13 protein-coding genes and 1 tRNA gene are annotated in these 15,126 nt (G+C 34.3%); 8 read left to right on the top strand and 6 right to left on the bottom strand.

Going from position 1 to position 15,126, the window contains the following annotated elements:
- The 3 genes from B0I10_RS12755 to B0I10_RS12745 form a co-directional block, all read left to right on the top strand.
- Positions 1 to 1,997 (top strand): gliding motility-associated C-terminal domain-containing protein (locus B0I10_RS12755; protein ID WP_146740355.1); only part of this gene is annotated, 1,997 nt, incomplete at its 5' end.
- 14 nt (positions 1,998 to 2,011) lie between these two features.
- Positions 2,012 to 2,953, top strand: a complete 942-nt coding sequence (locus B0I10_RS12750; RefSeq protein WP_112086895.1) for a PorP/SprF family type IX secretion system membrane protein — start codon at positions 2,012 to 2,014, stop codon at positions 2,951 to 2,953.
- Positions 2,922 to 4,841, top strand: a complete 1,920-nt coding sequence (locus tag B0I10_RS12745) for an OmpA family protein (protein WP_245942994.1) — start codon at positions 2,922 to 2,924, stop codon at positions 4,839 to 4,841. The genes B0I10_RS12750 and B0I10_RS12745 overlap by 32 nt, the downstream gene beginning before the upstream one ends.
- On the opposite strand, the gene B0I10_RS12740 is transcribed toward B0I10_RS12745, so the two are convergent.
- Positions 4,842 to 5,414, bottom strand: a complete 573-nt coding sequence (locus tag B0I10_RS12740; protein WP_112086894.1) for a pentapeptide repeat-containing protein — start codon at positions 5,412 to 5,414, stop codon at positions 4,842 to 4,844. It abuts the gene before it with no gap.
- Positions 5,415 to 5,591: 177 nt separating this feature from the next.
- Here B0I10_RS12740 and B0I10_RS12735 point away from each other — a divergent pair, with 177 nt between their 5' ends.
- Both B0I10_RS12735 and B0I10_RS12730 read left to right on the top strand, forming a co-directional pair.
- Entirely contained in the window at positions 5,592 to 6,713 is a 1,122-nt protein-coding gene (locus B0I10_RS12735) for a vWA domain-containing protein (RefSeq protein ID WP_112086893.1), read from the top strand.
- Between the two features lie 54 nt (positions 6,714 to 6,767).
- Positions 6,768 to 8,231 carry a sigma 54-interacting transcriptional regulator gene (locus tag B0I10_RS12730; RefSeq protein WP_112086892.1) on the top strand — a complete coding sequence of 488 codons (1,464 nt, stop codon included), beginning with the start codon at positions 6,768 to 6,770 and terminating at the stop codon, positions 8,229 to 8,231.
- A gap of 331 nt (positions 8,232 to 8,562) precedes the next feature.
- Here the strand turns inward: B0I10_RS12730 and B0I10_RS12725 are convergent.
- Positions 8,563 to 8,636 (bottom strand) — tRNA-Arg (locus B0I10_RS12725).
- A 71-nt stretch (positions 8,637 to 8,707) separates the two neighbouring features.
- Between B0I10_RS12725 and B0I10_RS12720 the strand changes: the two genes are divergently transcribed.
- A complete protein-coding gene (locus B0I10_RS12720) occupies positions 8,708 to 9,220 on the top strand; it encodes an adenine phosphoribosyltransferase (RefSeq protein ID WP_112086891.1) in 513 nt (170 codons plus the stop codon).
- Here the strand turns inward: B0I10_RS12720 and B0I10_RS12715 are convergent.
- The 4 genes from B0I10_RS12715 to B0I10_RS12700 form a co-directional block, all read right to left on the bottom strand.
- Positions 9,217 to 9,366, bottom strand: coding sequence for an SsrA-binding protein (locus B0I10_RS12715; protein ID WP_112086890.1), 150 nt, complete (start codon positions 9,364 to 9,366; stop codon positions 9,217 to 9,219). The genes B0I10_RS12720 and B0I10_RS12715 overlap by 4 nt on opposite strands.
- A gap of 54 nt (positions 9,367 to 9,420) precedes the next feature.
- Positions 9,421 to 11,670, bottom strand: a complete 2,250-nt coding sequence (locus B0I10_RS12710; protein WP_112086889.1) for a M56 family metallopeptidase — start codon at positions 11,668 to 11,670, stop codon at positions 9,421 to 9,423.
- Between the two features lies 1 nt (position 11,671).
- The gene (locus B0I10_RS12705; RefSeq protein WP_112086888.1) at positions 11,672 to 12,031 is read right to left on the bottom strand and encodes a BlaI/MecI/CopY family transcriptional regulator; all 360 of its coding nucleotides are present in this window, start codon (positions 12,029 to 12,031) and stop codon (positions 11,672 to 11,674) included.
- A gap of 230 nt (positions 12,032 to 12,261) precedes the next feature.
- Positions 12,262 to 13,470, bottom strand: coding sequence for an MDR family MFS transporter (locus B0I10_RS12700; RefSeq protein ID WP_112086887.1), 1,209 nt, complete (start codon positions 13,468 to 13,470; stop codon positions 12,262 to 12,264).
- Between the two features lie 325 nt (positions 13,471 to 13,795).
- Between B0I10_RS12700 and B0I10_RS12695 the strand changes: the two genes are divergently transcribed.
- Positions 13,796 to 14,392, top strand: a complete 597-nt coding sequence (locus B0I10_RS12695; protein ID WP_112086886.1) for a DUF1684 domain-containing protein — start codon at positions 13,796 to 13,798, stop codon at positions 14,390 to 14,392.
- Between the two features lie 35 nt (positions 14,393 to 14,427).
- Positions 14,428 to 15,120, top strand: a complete 693-nt coding sequence (locus tag B0I10_RS12690; RefSeq protein ID WP_112086885.1) for a TatD family hydrolase — start codon at positions 14,428 to 14,430, stop codon at positions 15,118 to 15,120.
- Positions 15,121 to 15,126: the final 6 nt, after the last annotated feature.

Raw genomic sequence — 15,126 nt, 5'->3', positions numbered from 1 at the left:
CACAAAGCACAACGGTAACGGTAACCATCAATCCAATCCCAAATGCAGGAACCGATGGAGCCACAATAGTTTGTGAAACCGACGCAAGTTTTGATTTATTCACATTATTAGGAAACAACCCGGAGACAGGTGGAACTTGGTCACCGGCTTTAGCGAGTGGCACAGGAATTTTCGACCCAAGTCAGGATGCAGCAGACACGTATACTTATACAATCACCGGCACGCCACCATGTGCAAATAGTACAGCGAGTGTCACGGTAACATTAGAATCAACCGCAAATGCAGGAACATTTAGCGGCATTCAAAGTGTTTGTGCTTCGGAAGGAACATTTGATTTGAATACATTATTAGATGGAACTCAACAAGCAGATGGTACTTGGACAAATAATGAAGGAGCAACTATTTCAAATGTAATAACGATCACCAATTTATCGCCGGGAACGTATAATTTTATTTATACAGTTGAGACCGATTGTAATAAAGATTCAGAGCCTGTGCAATTAATCATTATTCAAGGAACGGAAATTCTTCCGGAAGATGTGATTGTATTATCACCTATTTGTCAAGGCGAAAATTCTACGGTTACCATTTTCAATTTAGCAGATGGAAATTATTCTTTAAATTATTCGCTTTCAGGAAGTAATATAGTAGACAATCAAATCTTATTGTTAACAGTTATTGATGGCGAAGTGAGTTTTGAAATCGATACCGCACAATTGGCAAATCCCGGAGCAACTACTCTAGTTTTTAATTCTATTCTAAATACGGATACAAATTGTGAAACAGTATTATTAGGATTATCTTTTGAAATTGAAATCTTACAATTATTAACTTTGGAAATTAGTAACCTGACTATTCAAAATGTTTGTCTTGGAACGGAAGTTGTCGTTCAAATTTCAGGAGCAACTAATTTGGCTGACGGTACCTATCAATTTATTTATTCTATTCCGAATGCAAATCCGATTACCGGAAATTCAGGAGATGTTGCTATTACCGGAGGTTCAGGTCAATTTGCAGTTCCTGCTTCTGTATTTCCAACGGCAGGAAATTATACGTTGACTTTTAATTCAATTACAAGTGAAACTTTACCTTGTGATAATTTGAATCCGGCTATTTCTGCTTCATTTGAAATTTTACCGGCTGCAACCGTAACAGAAGCATTGGTTACGTTAACTGCACTTTGTGCAAATTCTGATGGAACTGTTTCAATTATAAATGCAATAAATTTAGCAAACGGAACATACCAATTAACCTATCAAATAACCGGAGCAATTTCATATAATGAAACAATTTCTGTTGAATTTTTGAATGGACAAGCTAGCTTTGTAATTCCATCCAACATAATAATAAATGCCGGTGAAATTACGATCTCCATCAATCAAATAAATTCTAATACAGGAAATCCTTGTGGCACACCAGGTCATACTTTTAATGCAGTAACATTAACCATAGAAAATGTAGAAACTCCTGAACTTATTGAAGGAGGAAATTCATTTTGTGAAGATGTAAATGCTACCATTGCCAATTTAAGCAACAACATCGATAGTGGCCAAACCATTATTTGGTATGATGCTCCTTTGAATGGAAATGCCTATTCTGATTCAACAGTTTTGGTTGATGGGCAAATTTATTATGCTTCCATTCAATCTTCAACCGGTTGTGAAAGTACCATCCGATTAGCGGTAACGGTATCAATTAGAAATTGCACAGACATACTTATTCCCGATGGTTTTTCACCAAATGATGATGGAATTAATGACTTTTTTGTGATTAAAAATATCAGAACATTGTATCCGAATTTCGATTTAGAAATATTCAATCGTTACGGCAGCATCCTTTACAAAGGAAATGCAGGGTCTCAAGATTGGGATGGAACATCAGACAAAGGAATTCAAGTTGGTGGGAACAAACTTCCCGCAGGCGTCTATTTCTTTATCATCAATTTTAATGACGGAATTAGAGAACCATTACAAGGAAGGGTTTATTTAAGCAGATAATTACAACATTGGTTATGAAAAAACTTTTGAAATATAAAATTCAATTATTGTTGTTGCTCTTCTCGTTTGTGGCAGAAGCGCAACAGGATCCGCAATACACGCAATATATGTATAATATGAGTGTGCTCAATCCTGCCTATGCAACAGACAATCCGGATGTAATTAATTTTGGAGCTCTTTATCGTGCACAGTGGGTTGGATCGGTGGGCGGACCAACAACAGGTTCATTTTTTGCTCATTCGCCTATTGCTAAAAAGATTGAAATGGGACTTTCTATTATCCACGATCAAATTGGTGATGTAGTGAATGAAACCAACGTTTTTGTCGATTTTGCTTATGTTTTAAAATTGAATGAAACTAATAAACTTTCCTTTGGAATAAAAGGAGGAGCCACTTTTTTTAATACAAGTTTTGACGGATTTGTTTATTCAGACGATCTTCCCGATCCGGCCTTTGCCAATAATTTAAGCAGAACTTTTCCTAACGTTGGAGTAGGGGCTTTTTACTTTGGTGAAAATTATTATGTAGGTTTATCCAGTCCGAATTTATTACGAACCAAACATTTAGAACGACAAGACGGAATTATAGCAACCGGTGTTGAAGAAATTCACTACTTTTTTACAGGTGGTTATGTGTTTAATTTGAATGATAATTTAAAATTCAAACCCGCCTTTATGACCAAAGCGGCAACCGGAGCACCAATGTCTTTTGATATTACAAGCAATTTTTTAATCAATAATGTGTTTGAAATTGGAGCCGGATATCGATGGGATGATTCTGTGAGCGGATTAGTGAATTTTAAAGTTTCGCCTTCGCTTCGGGTTGGTTATGCTTATGATTACACGCTTTCTAACTTGGGAAATTTCAATTCCGGAAGTCATGAAATTATGATATTGTTTGATTTGAACAAAAAAGGAAAGAACAATGGCTACGATAAATCCCCACGATTTTTCTAAAGAAATTAAAATGAGAAATAGCAACTATATAATTTTCTTTTTGTTGATGAGTCAATTTATTTTGGCTCAAAAACCAACTATCAAAAAAGCAAATGAACTTTTTGCCAACAAAGCATACGTGGAAGCAGCTAAAATGTATGAAAAGTTTAAGCAAAATCAAGACCAAAGTGTATTACAGAATTTAGGCGATTGTTACTATTACAATGCTCAAATGAAGTTTGCCGCAGATAATTATGGAAATCTGGTTTTTAAATACAAAGACAGTGTAAAACCGGACTATTATTTTCGTTATGCTCATGCCTTAAAGGGAATCGATGATTACGAAAAAGGCGATAAAATCATGAGCGATTACTTGAAATATCCTGTCGACACCAAAAAATTCAAAGAGCATCTCAACAATATTGTACCCTATAATTACAAGGTCAATCAAATGACGAGAAGCAACAGTACGGGCGATTTCGGAATTTCCTTTTTTGGAGAGAAAGTTGTTTTCGCTTCTTTGCGAAATGCTGAAAGTCCACTGTACAAATGGAACGAAAAGCCGTATTTAGATTTGTATGAAGCCACAGTTTCAACAGATGGAATCTTAGAAAATATCAAACCTTTTTCTGAGCAAATCAATACCAAAACACACGAGAGTAATGCTGTTTTTACCAAAGATGGTAAAACAATGTATTTTAGTAGAACCAGTGATGAGCAGGTTCAAGTTGGTGATGAAAAATTTGCATCGGTTAAACTTTTTAAAGCAGAATTTATAGAAAATGAATGGACAAACGTAACAGAATTACCTTTTTCTAGCAATCAGTTTTCAACACAACATCCCGCTTTGAGTGCGGATGAAAAGAAATTGTATTTTTCAAGCGATAGATCCGAATCACTTGGCTCGTTTGATCTGTTTTATGTTGATATTTTAGAAGACGGCGGATTTACAGAACCACAAAACTTAGGCAATAATATTAACACTATTCACAGAGAGCAATTTCCTTTTATAGCAGACGATGGAACATTGTATTTTGCTTCAGATGGTTTGCAAGGATTAGGCGGTTTGGATATTTTTATGGCACGTAGTTATGATGAAGTTTTTGCGAAACCCATCAATTTAGGAGAAACCATTAACACTGGAATGGATGATTTTGCTTATGTTGTAAAAGCAGAAGAAAATCTGGGGTATTTTGCTTCCAATCGAAAAGGGAGCGATAATCTCTATTCTTTTATTCGTGAAGAAAACGAACGCAGATTCATAGTAGAAGGAGATGTGCGAGATAAAGTGACCAAAGAACTTCTTCCGGGAACAACGGTAACTTTATTTGATATGGATGATAAATTAATCGGTCAATTAGTAGTAGGAGCAGACGCTGATTATGTATTTAACTCCGAACCCAATACAAAGTATAAAATTGTTGCCGATAGAGATTTTTACGCATCCAAAGAACAAATTTTTGAAACAACTGATGATGGAAGGGTTCGTTTTACAATTGAATTAGAAATTGAATCCTATGATGATGCCGAAGAAATTATTGTGACTAAAGACGACGGTTTAGTCTATATCCAGTTGGAAAACATTTATTTTGACTTGAATAAGTGGGATATCAAAGAAGAAGCAGCTCGAACTCTTGATGTCTTAGTGGCAATTATGAATAAATATCCACGAATGGTAATCGAATTGGGTGCTCACACTGATTCTAGAGCCTCAGATGCTTATAATTTGCGTTTGTCGCAAGATAGAGCAGGTGCTGCTTTGGAATATTTAGTTTCAAACGGAATTAACCGAAATCGCATGCGGTCAAAAGGATATGGTGAACGTGTTCCGTTAATTAAGTGCGGCGACAATTGTTCGGAAGTGGAACATTCCATCAATCGGCGTTGCGAATTTATTATCTTGAAATAATTATTTAATTACCAAATCATATTTAGAGAGCAATCCTTTTAAGCCTTCGGTCGAAAAGATTGCTCTTTTCATTTTATTTTTTTCCGGATCCAATACAAAATCGTAACTCGAATAGAAGTCGGCTTTTTGAAGGTTTGTATCAATAAAAACAGCTCTTCTCAAATTGCAATTGTCAAATAAAGCTTCGGATAAATCGCTCTTCATAAAATCAACCGAAATCATACTACAATTGATAAAGTGCATTTTTTTAAGTTTTAATGCATAAAACTGAGCGTAATCTAGGAGGCAATTCGTGAAATTGAAATCATAAATCACTTGATCGGTCATCGCAAAATTAACCGATGTAAAATCACAATAATTAAAATTTACACCGCGTAAAGACACATAATTAATTTTTGTCTCTTTGAAGTTACAGTGTTTAAAAACACAATCAACAAACATGACTCCGGTGAAATCACACGTTGTAAAATCACAATTTTCAAAAGTACAAAGCTCAAATTCTTTGTATCGAATTTCTAATGAACTATAAGTTATGTTTTGGAAAGTTTCTTCCATTAAAAAATTAGACGCCATTAATTTATTTTTTTCAAAGATAAGATTGAAAGTGAAATGAAATGATACAAGATGGTTTAATTTTTTAAACTAATTACCGTCAATTCTTCCTTAAGTAAGTATGGTCAAATTTATTTTAACTAAAAATTAATATTCGTTATAATTCGAATCAACGGAGAAATTGTAAATTTATAATCAATGGAAAATACTATAAAAAAAGGATTTCGTTTTAAAACGTATGAAGCTAAATTTCAAACACCATTTGATAAATTGTTTGAAATTTTTAAAGAATTAATCATGCATACTTCAGGCGATTTTGATGAAGCGATTGATTGGTTAAGACAGCTGGATGTTACTTATCAATTAACAGATGAAAACTATACAGTTGATGACTTTATTGAAGATTTAAAGAAAAAAGGATACATCAGAGAAGAATTCAAAGACGATGGAACGCCAGGCATTGGCATTACAGCGAAAACAGAAAGAGCAATTCGTCAACAAGCTTTGGAGCAACTTTTTGGTGATTTAAAGCGTTCTAGTTCTGGAAATCATAAAACCAAGTACTCGGGAAATGGCGAAGAACAAACCGGTGATTTTAGAGCTTATCATTTTGGCGATAGCGTTGAAAGCATTTCTTTAACTGAAAGCTTGAAAAATGCTCAAATTAATAATGGAATAGGCGATCTCAAATTAACCGAAAATGATTTGGTGGTTGAAGATACTCACTTCAAGGCTCAAATGAGTACGGTTTTGATGATAGATATCAGTCATAGTATGATTTTATATGGTGAAGATCGTATAACTCCTGCAAAAAAAGTAGCCATGGCGTTAGTAGAATTTATCATGGCTCGTTACCCAAAAGATACGATTGATATTCTTGTTTTTGGTAATGATGCCTGGCAAATTGAAATTAAAGATTTGCCTTATTTGAAAGTTGGTCCCTACCATACTAACACTGTCGCAGGTTTGCAATTAGCGATGGATTTGTTACGCAGAAAACGAAATGCTAACAAACAAATTTTTATGATAACTGATGGAAAACCAAGTTGTGTAAGAGAAAAAGATGGAAGTTATTACATGAATTCCAATGGCTTAGATTCCTATATCGTCGAACAATGCTACAACCAAGCAGCACAAGCCAGAAAATTGAACATTCCAATTACAACGTTTATGATTGCCAAAGATGCTTACTTACAGCAATTTATTGATACGTTCACCGAGGCCAATCAAGGAAAAGCATTTTATTCTGGTTTGAAAGGTTTGGGAGGAATGATTTTGGAAGATTACGAATCGAATAGAAAAAAGCGAACTCGAAAATAGAAAAGTATATAAATAGTGACTTTTTGACCGTTACAAACAACATATTAAAAAAAAATGAAAATAGAAACGATTACAACGATAGGTGAATTAAAAAATGTAGGTTGGAAATCAAGAAGTATTAAAGAGGAACTTCGAGATAATTTAATTAAAAAAATAAAAGCGAAAAAACCACTTTTTGAAGGCGTGCATGGTTTTGAAAATACGGTAATCCCTGAATTAGAACGTGCAATACTATCAAGACATAACATTAATTTACTCGGTCTTCGCGGTCAAGCAAAGACGCGTTTGGCAAGACAAATGGTAGAATTGTTGGACGAATACATTCCGATTATTGCTGATTCTGAAATAAATGATGACCCATTCCAACCCATTTCAAGGTTTGCAAAAGATTTAATAAACGAAAAAGGTGATGAAACGCCAATTACGTGGTTGCATCGATCGGAGCGTTTTTTTGAAAAATTAGCCACTCCGGATGTAACGGTTGCCGACCTAATTGGGGATATTGATCCAATTAAAGCAGCAAATTTAAAATTAGCCTACGCTGATGACAGAGTAATTCACTTTGGAATGATTCCGCGTGCCAATCGCTGTATTTTTGTAATCAATGAGTTGCCTGATTTACAAGCTAGAATTCAAGTTGCCTTGTTCAATATTTTACAAGAAGGCGATATTCAAATCAGGGGTTACAAACTTCGTTTAAATTTAGATATGCAATTTGTTTTTACTGCAAATCCCGAAGATTATACCAATCGAGGTAGCATTGTTACCCCATTGAAAGATAGAATTGGTTCACAAATTTTAACGCATTACCCGGATAGTATTTCAATTTCCAGAAGAATCACAGAGCAGGAGGCAAAGATAAATGCGTCTCAATTACAAAGGGTACATGTACCTTCATTGGCAAAAGATTTGTTGGAGCAAATATCGTTTTCAGCTCGTGAAAGTGATTATATCGATTCAAAAAGTGGCGTTTCGGCAAGAATGACTATCACAGCGTATGAAAACTTAATTTCAACAGCAGAACGAAGAGCATTGCAACACGGATTGGACAAAACTACAGTTCGTTTGTCCGATTTTATGGGAATTATCCCAGCCATAACCGGTAAAGTTGAATTGGTTTACGAAGGAGAACAAGTAGGAGCAGTTGCTGTTGCATTGGATTTAATTTCAGATGCAATTCATGAATTTTTCCCGGCCTATTTTCCAAAAATTGAAAAATTGGAGCGTGATGCCGATGTCAGTCCGTATGCCAAAGTAGTAGAATGGTTTTTTTCAGAATCCGGTTTCGAATTGTTAGATGATGCAAATGATTCAGAATACCAAAAACAATTGGATGCGGTGACACCTTTGAACGATTTAATCGGAAAATACCAAGCGGACTTTCCGAAAGAAGATGTCTATTTTCTAAAAGAATTTATTCTATGGGGTTTGGTAGAGTTTAATAAACTCAGTAAGGATAGAGTAGAAGTAGGATTTCAATTTAAAGATTTATACGGGAGTTATATTAGTAAATTGTAATTTTTAATCCAGCGTGATAAAAAAATACAATTTTTTACTTACCTCGACAGGATTAACTTCGTTATTCAAGCATAAACTCCGCAGTAGAAATGAAAAGTTTTTTCAAACAAAGATTGAAAAACTTCTCTTGATTGGGATCTGAATTTTATGAGCAAGCTCAACATTCAGATTTCTAACATAAAAGCCCTCGCTATCGCGTGGGCTTTTCATTCTTAAGTGACCTCGACTGGATTTTGCGAGTAACATCCAATAAAGCTCCGCTTTGAAAATAGTAAAAACAAAAAAACGCTCAAGCAAGCTTGGCGTTTTTTCTTTTTTTACTATTGATTCGTGACCTCGACTGGATTCAAACCAGTAACCTTCTGAGCCGTAATCAGATGCGCTATTCAGTTGCGCCACGAGGCCTTAATTCGGGTGCAAATATAGTTATTTTTGTGTAACTTGCAAACCAAATTTACTTTAAAAATCACTTTTTTATGGCTCTTGAAAAATATATTCGTAATATCATTGACTTTCCGAAAAAGGGTATTGTTTTTAAGGACATTACGCCATTATTGGGTAGTTCAAAAGCAACTTCGGAATGCTTGCAACTTCTTTTACAAAGCTTAGATCATCAAAAAATTGACAAAGTGGTAGGGGTAGAAAGTCGTGGTTTCTTTTTTGCCACGCTGTTGGCTCAACAATTAAACGCGGGTTTTATTCCGGTTCGTAAACCCAAAAAACTTCCTTTTGATACCATTTCGGCTTCTTATGAATTGGAATATGGATTTGATTCGTTGGAAATTCATACTGATGCTATCCAACCCGGCGATAAAGTGTTAATTCACGACGATGTGTTAGCAACCGGCGGAACCGCCAAAGCCGTTTGCGAATTAGTAGAACAATTAGGCGGCGAAATCGTACAAGTCAATTTTTTAATGGAATTATCGTTCTTAAACGGAAGAGAAAAAATAAAAGAATATCCTTTTTTTGCAGCGATAACCTATTAATTTTTTACATCCAATGCTCGTGATGTGACAAAATATCGCCAACCGATAATAGCCATTTGCCATTTTTTGGCATTGGCTAAATCTAAATGCTGTTTAGTAAAACTCGGAAGTAGAGCTTTGTTCAGTTTTGCTAAAAGTGGAAACATCGTTTAATTTTTTATAAAGATAAAAAAAATCCCGTGCGAACGGGATTTATAATTTTAGTTGGTTTCTTCAATAACCACAGAACCTTTTTTCTTACCTATAAATAGTGAGGGAATTGGTTTGCTTGATTTAAAGTTTCGTTTTAATTTACTTTCTTTTTGTTTTAAATTTATCGATATGGATGTAATTTCACCTTTATCATTTCGCTTTATGCCGGAATAGTTGAATTCAATATTACTTTTGGCTAAAGTTGATTTATAAAAATCTAAATCTTCTTTTTTAGAGTTTTTAGAGATTGTAAATCCTTCATTATCACCTAGTATAAAATCAATATTGTCACTGTTTTCTTTTGCAACTGGATTATTTTTTTTATAAAAATCAGTAGACTCGAGTATTATTACACCATTTTTGCCAGCGTCACCATATTTCTTGATTGCATGATCTTTATCAGAAAATATTGATACAGATGAAATGATATTGGGGTTTATTTTTTCAAAATCAGAATAATTGATTTCTTTACCATCAAAATAAATTAATGCTTTTTTGTAGTCAATTGATTTGTTTTTTTTAATAAGCTCGATATTCTCTGTAGGACGAGATGTTTCGTAGGAAACTACAGTTTCGTAATAAACATTATTTCCAAATTTGTCTTTTTCTTTTGTTTTAAAATTATTTTTTTTTGAATCAGACGTTTCATAGGAAACACCAAAACCGGAAGTGTTTTTTTCTTTTGTTTTGTCCCTATTCTTATTAGAATCAGGCGTTTCTAAAATATAGTTGTAAAGAAACAAACCCTTCTCTTCGGATGGTTTAGTCAATTCATTATAACTTACTTTAACCGATGGCAACTTAATGGTATTTACTTCATAATAGAGTTTATCTTTAGCAGCTTTTTTATTATATTTCTTTTCAAATTCGTTTGCCGAAATCTCTTTCATGTCGCCGATCTCGTCATTTAAATCAATTTTTACATTATCAACCGATTCATGCACTTTACCATTTAAAATCAAAACAACTTCTTGGCCGTTTTTATAAAGATTAAGTAAACTCATATATTTTTCTAATGTTTCTTTACTGATAGTATTATCCTCTTTTAGAATAACATTAATTGGGATATGAACTACATCTTCAAAACCATAATCCAAATCGTCATTTTCATCCGAATTAATATAGATTTTGATGCTATTAATTCCTTTATCCGATTTACGCTCCATCACGCGATTGTAGGTTTTCCCAAAATCAAATTCTAATTTAATGGCAATGATTTCATCGTTACTGTTTCGTTTTACATTTGAAATGGTTAGTTTTTGTCGTTCATCTGAAAAAGTTTTTTCTAATTCTTTAATTTCTCGATCAGAAGTATTTTTGGTTAGAATAGAGGAATAACTGGAAGAAACGGCATAGGTTGTTTCTTTAACTTTATTTTCTTTTTCTTGAGCGACTATTTCAATTTGAAAAAGTAACGTAAAAGCAACTAAAACAGGAAGTACTACAGCATATTTCCAAGAGTTCTTTTTGTGCGAGGGATTGGTGTTTAACATAACGATTCGTTTTTTGATTAATGATTGAAAAAATTGATTGGTGATGGTTAATTGCTTGTTATTGGTGACTACTTTTAATAAGGTTTTTTGATAAGCGTGTTTGTTGTTAATCGTTAAGAATGTTTCATGATCGGCTATGAATTCTAAGTTTTGAATGATTGCTTTTCGGTACAACCAAACCACAGGATTTATCCATAAAAGGGCACACATAATTCTTGATAAAAGCACATCAAAGGAATGTTTTTGTTTTACATGAATGGACTCGTGAATGAGGATGTGATTTAATTCCTCCTCCGAAAAATGTTGCTGATTCACAACAATATAGCCAAAAAAAGAAAACGGGTTGTTAGTATTTGAAGAATGGATTAAAGTAAAATGCTTTTCTTTTATGCTTTGCTGATTTTTAATGCTTTTGTAAAAAGAAATCACCTCAAAACCTATTTTAAATAAAACAACAAGAGTAATTAGCAAATAAAAAGCAATAAATAGTTCATTCCAGTTAAATGTTTCTTCAATTTCAACTGCATTTTTAATAATAACCGGTTCAAAATTGGTCATTTCCCGGAAAATGAACGGTTTACTTTCCACCCAAACGGTTTTTGTAAATGTGATCAATGGCAAGACGAACGAAGAAATCAATCCCAATAGTAAATACCAACGGTTGGATGTAAAGAAGGTTTCTTTTCTTAAAAACAGAACATACATCAAATAGAATACAACTAGTAAACCATTTATTTTTGCGAAATAAATTAACCAGTTTTCCATATTATTTCTTTTTTTCGATGATCGCTAAAATCTCTCTGAGTTCTTCGGCAGAAATTTTTTCCTCTTCCGCAAAAAACGAAACCATATTTTTATAGGAGTTGTTGAAGTAATGCTCAATCGCAGTATTCATAAAGGTCTTGCGGTACTTTTCCATGCTGATGATAGGAAAGTACTGGTGTGTGTTGCCATACGCGTGATGCGAAACATATCCCTTGTCCTCCAAATTCCGAATAATAGTAGATAAGGTATTGTAATGCGGTTGATCTTCTGTAATTTCGGCCATCACATCTTTGACAAAAGCTTTTTCGAGCTTCCATAAAATGTGCATGATTTCTTCTTCTTTATTGGTGAGCTTTTGCATAATTGTAAAGTTTAAAACAAACCTACAACTATATTTTTAGTTATGCAACTATAAAATTAGTTATTTAACTATAAATTAAGTTTTGGATGTGATTGAAGATAGAAGACGGCAGATTTCATTCGCAGTAATAATCATCATAATAGCCATTAAAAGCTTAGTGCCTTAATTTCTTCGTGGCAAAGAAACAGACTACAACAGCCAACCTAAAACCAATAACCTACAACCCTTACTTATTCCTCCCTAACCATCTTCATCACCCAAACCGAACAACCAACAGCAACCAAGCCAAGCGTTCCCATTACCATCCAATTCACTTGATAACCAAAATGAGCGATGACTTCCATACCGGTTTTAGAACTCATAATGTGAGCCAAACTAAAACTCATCGTATAAAAAGCCATGTATCGGCCTTCTTGACCGCGAGGAGCACGACTCAAGGCAAACGAAATGGAAAACGGAAAAGCAAACATTTCACCAAAAGTCAAAAACAAAATGTTAATCAATAAAACACCGGCCCACACGTTAATCAGTAAAACATAAAAACTCAACGCCATGCACAGTGAGCCAAACAACACGATTTTTACCTTGTTCACTTTTTTGCGATCAAAATAATTTACAATCGGCATTTCTAACAAAAAAATCAAGAAACCGTTCAAAGTCATAAGTAAACCGGTTTGAAATTCCGTTAAACCATATTGTTCTTGATGATAGAGTGGAAGCGTTGTAAACAATTGAAAGAAAATCATCGCTGTAATAAAACTTACGATTAAAAAAACCCAAAACGGACGGTCTTTATAAACCGATTTCACTGGCAATTCATCCACAAAAACACTTGAATCAACCACTTTTTTCTTTTCTTTCACTAAAATCCAGAAAATAGAAATCGCAACAATACAGGAAGCACCATCCACCCAAAACAAACCGTGATAACCAATATTCATAATAATCAATCCGCCCAAAGCGGGTCCGGCGGCAAAACCTAAATTCACTGCCAAACGCACCAAAGTCAGGGCTCGCGTTCGATTTTCGGGTTTTGCATACGCACCTAGCGAAACAAACATGGCTGGTCTAAACATATCGGCTACCGTCATAATGACAAACATAGCAACACATAATCCGGCAAAAGAAGTAATAAATTGAAGAGCAAAAAACAGCAAACCGCTCACAAATAAGCTAAAAACCATGACTTTATAAAAACCAATACTGTCCGATAATTTTCCGCCCAAATAGGAACCCAACATCGAGCCCAAACCAAAGCAAACCATAATCCATCCCACTTCGCCATAGCTAAAATCCAAATCTTCCTTGAGGTATTTCGACAAAAACGGCAACACCATCGTACCCGCACGATTGATAAAAGTAATCAACGTTAAGATCCAAATTTCCCTCCTAAAACCTCGAAAAGAATTGATATAACGATTAAAAGCAGTTTTGAGCATCGGTAAAAATTGAGTACTGCAAAGGTACAAAGTTGCGTGTGTTTAAAAAGCGAACAGTTAAACAAAAAATGTTTATGATTTTTCAGGAGCTATTCCGGCTATCCGTTCCAAGCTTTTTTGTCTAGTTTTTTTTTTCTAAGCCAAAAAAGGAGCTTCTGCTAGTCGCTCTTTTTTAGCTAGAAAAAATACAACTAGACTGCAAAAGGCTTTCCACTACTATTCGGGCTAGAAATGTCGTTAATTACGCATTTCACTAGAACATTTTTCTGCGCATATTTTGATTCAAACCTACCAATCAATTTCCTATTTTTGTAAAAACACAACAATGAAAAAAGTAGTCTTTCTTTTCTTGCTCACGCAATTTGCTTTTTCCCAACATAAATTTGAACGCGATTCTGTCATTCAATTTCAAAAAAATATGAATGAACATTACGCCGATTCTGCCAAAAGTCCACTCAAGAAAAAAGATGTAGCCGTTTTCAAAGAATTAGAATTTTTTCCAATCAACGAAAACTATTTTGTGACAGCCAAGTTCATCCGAACCAAAAAGGAAAAGCCGTTTGAAATGAAAACCACCACTTCCCGAAAACCAATTTACCTCAAATACGGCGAACTCCACTTCGAACTCGACGGAATTCCGTGTCAACTAAATGTTTATCAAAACGTCGAATTCTCTAAAAAACCGGGTTACAAAAACAGTTTATTTCTTCCTTTCACTGATTTCACTTCCGGTGTGGAAAGTTATGGTGGCGGCCGCTACATCGACCTCGAAATCCAAAAAGGAAAGAACTGGACAATTGATTTCAACCAAGCCTACAATCCCTATTGTGCCTACAACGAAGTCTATTCCTGCCCAATCGTTCCTCAAGAAAATGATTTGAAAGTAGAAATAAAAGCAGGGGTAAAGGCGTTTAAGAAATAATATTTCTACTCTTTACTTTTTGAAATTTTTAATCCATGAAAACCGTGTCAAAACTCTTTAACCTCCACACGCACAGCTACACCAACCAAGAAAACATTCTTGAGTTGGTCAATCAATACCCATGGGAATTTGATGAAAAAATCCCATTGTATTCCATCGGAATTCATCCTTGGTATATTGATGAAAGTAGATTAGATTCCGATTTACAATTAATTAACGAAAAACTCTCACTCTCAAATTGCCTCGCGTTAGGCGAATGCGGATTAGACAAACGAATTGAAATTCCAATGGAAATTCAAGAAAAAGTATTCAAAGCACAAATTTTATTAGCAGAAAAACATCAAAAACCTTTAGTTTTGCACTGCGTTGCTGCTTTTCAGGAAATCATTCAAATCAAAAAGGAACAAAAGGTTACAGTTCCAATGATTATTCACGGATTTTCCAAAAACGAACAAACAGCAAAACAACTTTTGGATAACGGTTTTTATCTTTCTTTCGGGAAATATTTATTGCGAAATCCAGAGTTAAAATCGGTTTTTCAATCCGTACCAAACAATCGATTGTTTCTGGAAACCGATACAATTGAAGAATCATTAGAAGAAGTTTACGCACTAGCAGCGAACTATAAAAGCATAGAAATTGAAGAAATAAAGTCAATCATTCAAACAAATTTTGAAAAAGTTTTTAGAATGAAAATGGACGATAGACCGATTACCCATAACCTTTAACCTATT

Source organism: Flavobacterium lacus (genome assembly GCF_003268815.1).
GTDB lineage: Bacteria > Bacteroidota > Bacteroidia > Flavobacteriales > Flavobacteriaceae > Flavobacterium > Flavobacterium lacus.
The sequence above is the reverse complement of the archived record's forward strand: the minus strand, read 5'-3'. Positions and strand labels throughout refer to the sequence as shown.

Coding starts and splice junctions, on each gene's coding strand:
- B0I10_RS12690 (WP_112086885.1), top strand. CDS start 14,428: ATGAAAACCGTGTCAAAACTCTTTAACCTCCACACGCACAGCTACACC.
- B0I10_RS12745 (WP_245942994.1), top strand. CDS start 2,922: ATGGCTACGATAAATCCCCACGATTTTTCTAAAGAAATTAAAATGAGA.
- B0I10_RS12705 (WP_112086888.1), bottom strand. CDS start 12,031: ATGCAAAAGCTCACCAATAAAGAAGAAGAAATCATGCACATTTTATGG.
- B0I10_RS12720 (WP_112086891.1), top strand. CDS start 8,708: ATGGCTCTTGAAAAATATATTCGTAATATCATTGACTTTCCGAAAAAG.
- B0I10_RS12695 (WP_112086886.1), top strand. CDS start 13,796: ATGAAAAAAGTAGTCTTTCTTTTCTTGCTCACGCAATTTGCTTTTTCC.
- B0I10_RS12750 (WP_112086895.1), top strand. CDS start 2,012: ATGAAAAAACTTTTGAAATATAAAATTCAATTATTGTTGTTGCTCTTC.
- B0I10_RS12735 (WP_112086893.1), top strand. CDS start 5,592: ATGGAAAATACTATAAAAAAAGGATTTCGTTTTAAAACGTATGAAGCT.
- B0I10_RS12710 (WP_112086889.1), bottom strand. CDS start 11,670: ATGGAAAACTGGTTAATTTATTTCGCAAAAATAAATGGTTTACTAGTT.
- B0I10_RS12715 (WP_112086890.1), bottom strand. CDS start 9,366: ATGTTTCCACTTTTAGCAAAACTGAACAAAGCTCTACTTCCGAGTTTT.
- B0I10_RS12700 (WP_112086887.1), bottom strand. CDS start 13,470: ATGCTCAAAACTGCTTTTAATCGTTATATCAATTCTTTTCGAGGTTTT.
- B0I10_RS12740 (WP_112086894.1), bottom strand. CDS start 5,414: ATGGCGTCTAATTTTTTAATGGAAGAAACTTTCCAAAACATAACTTAT.
- B0I10_RS12730 (WP_112086892.1), top strand. CDS start 6,768: ATGAAAATAGAAACGATTACAACGATAGGTGAATTAAAAAATGTAGGT.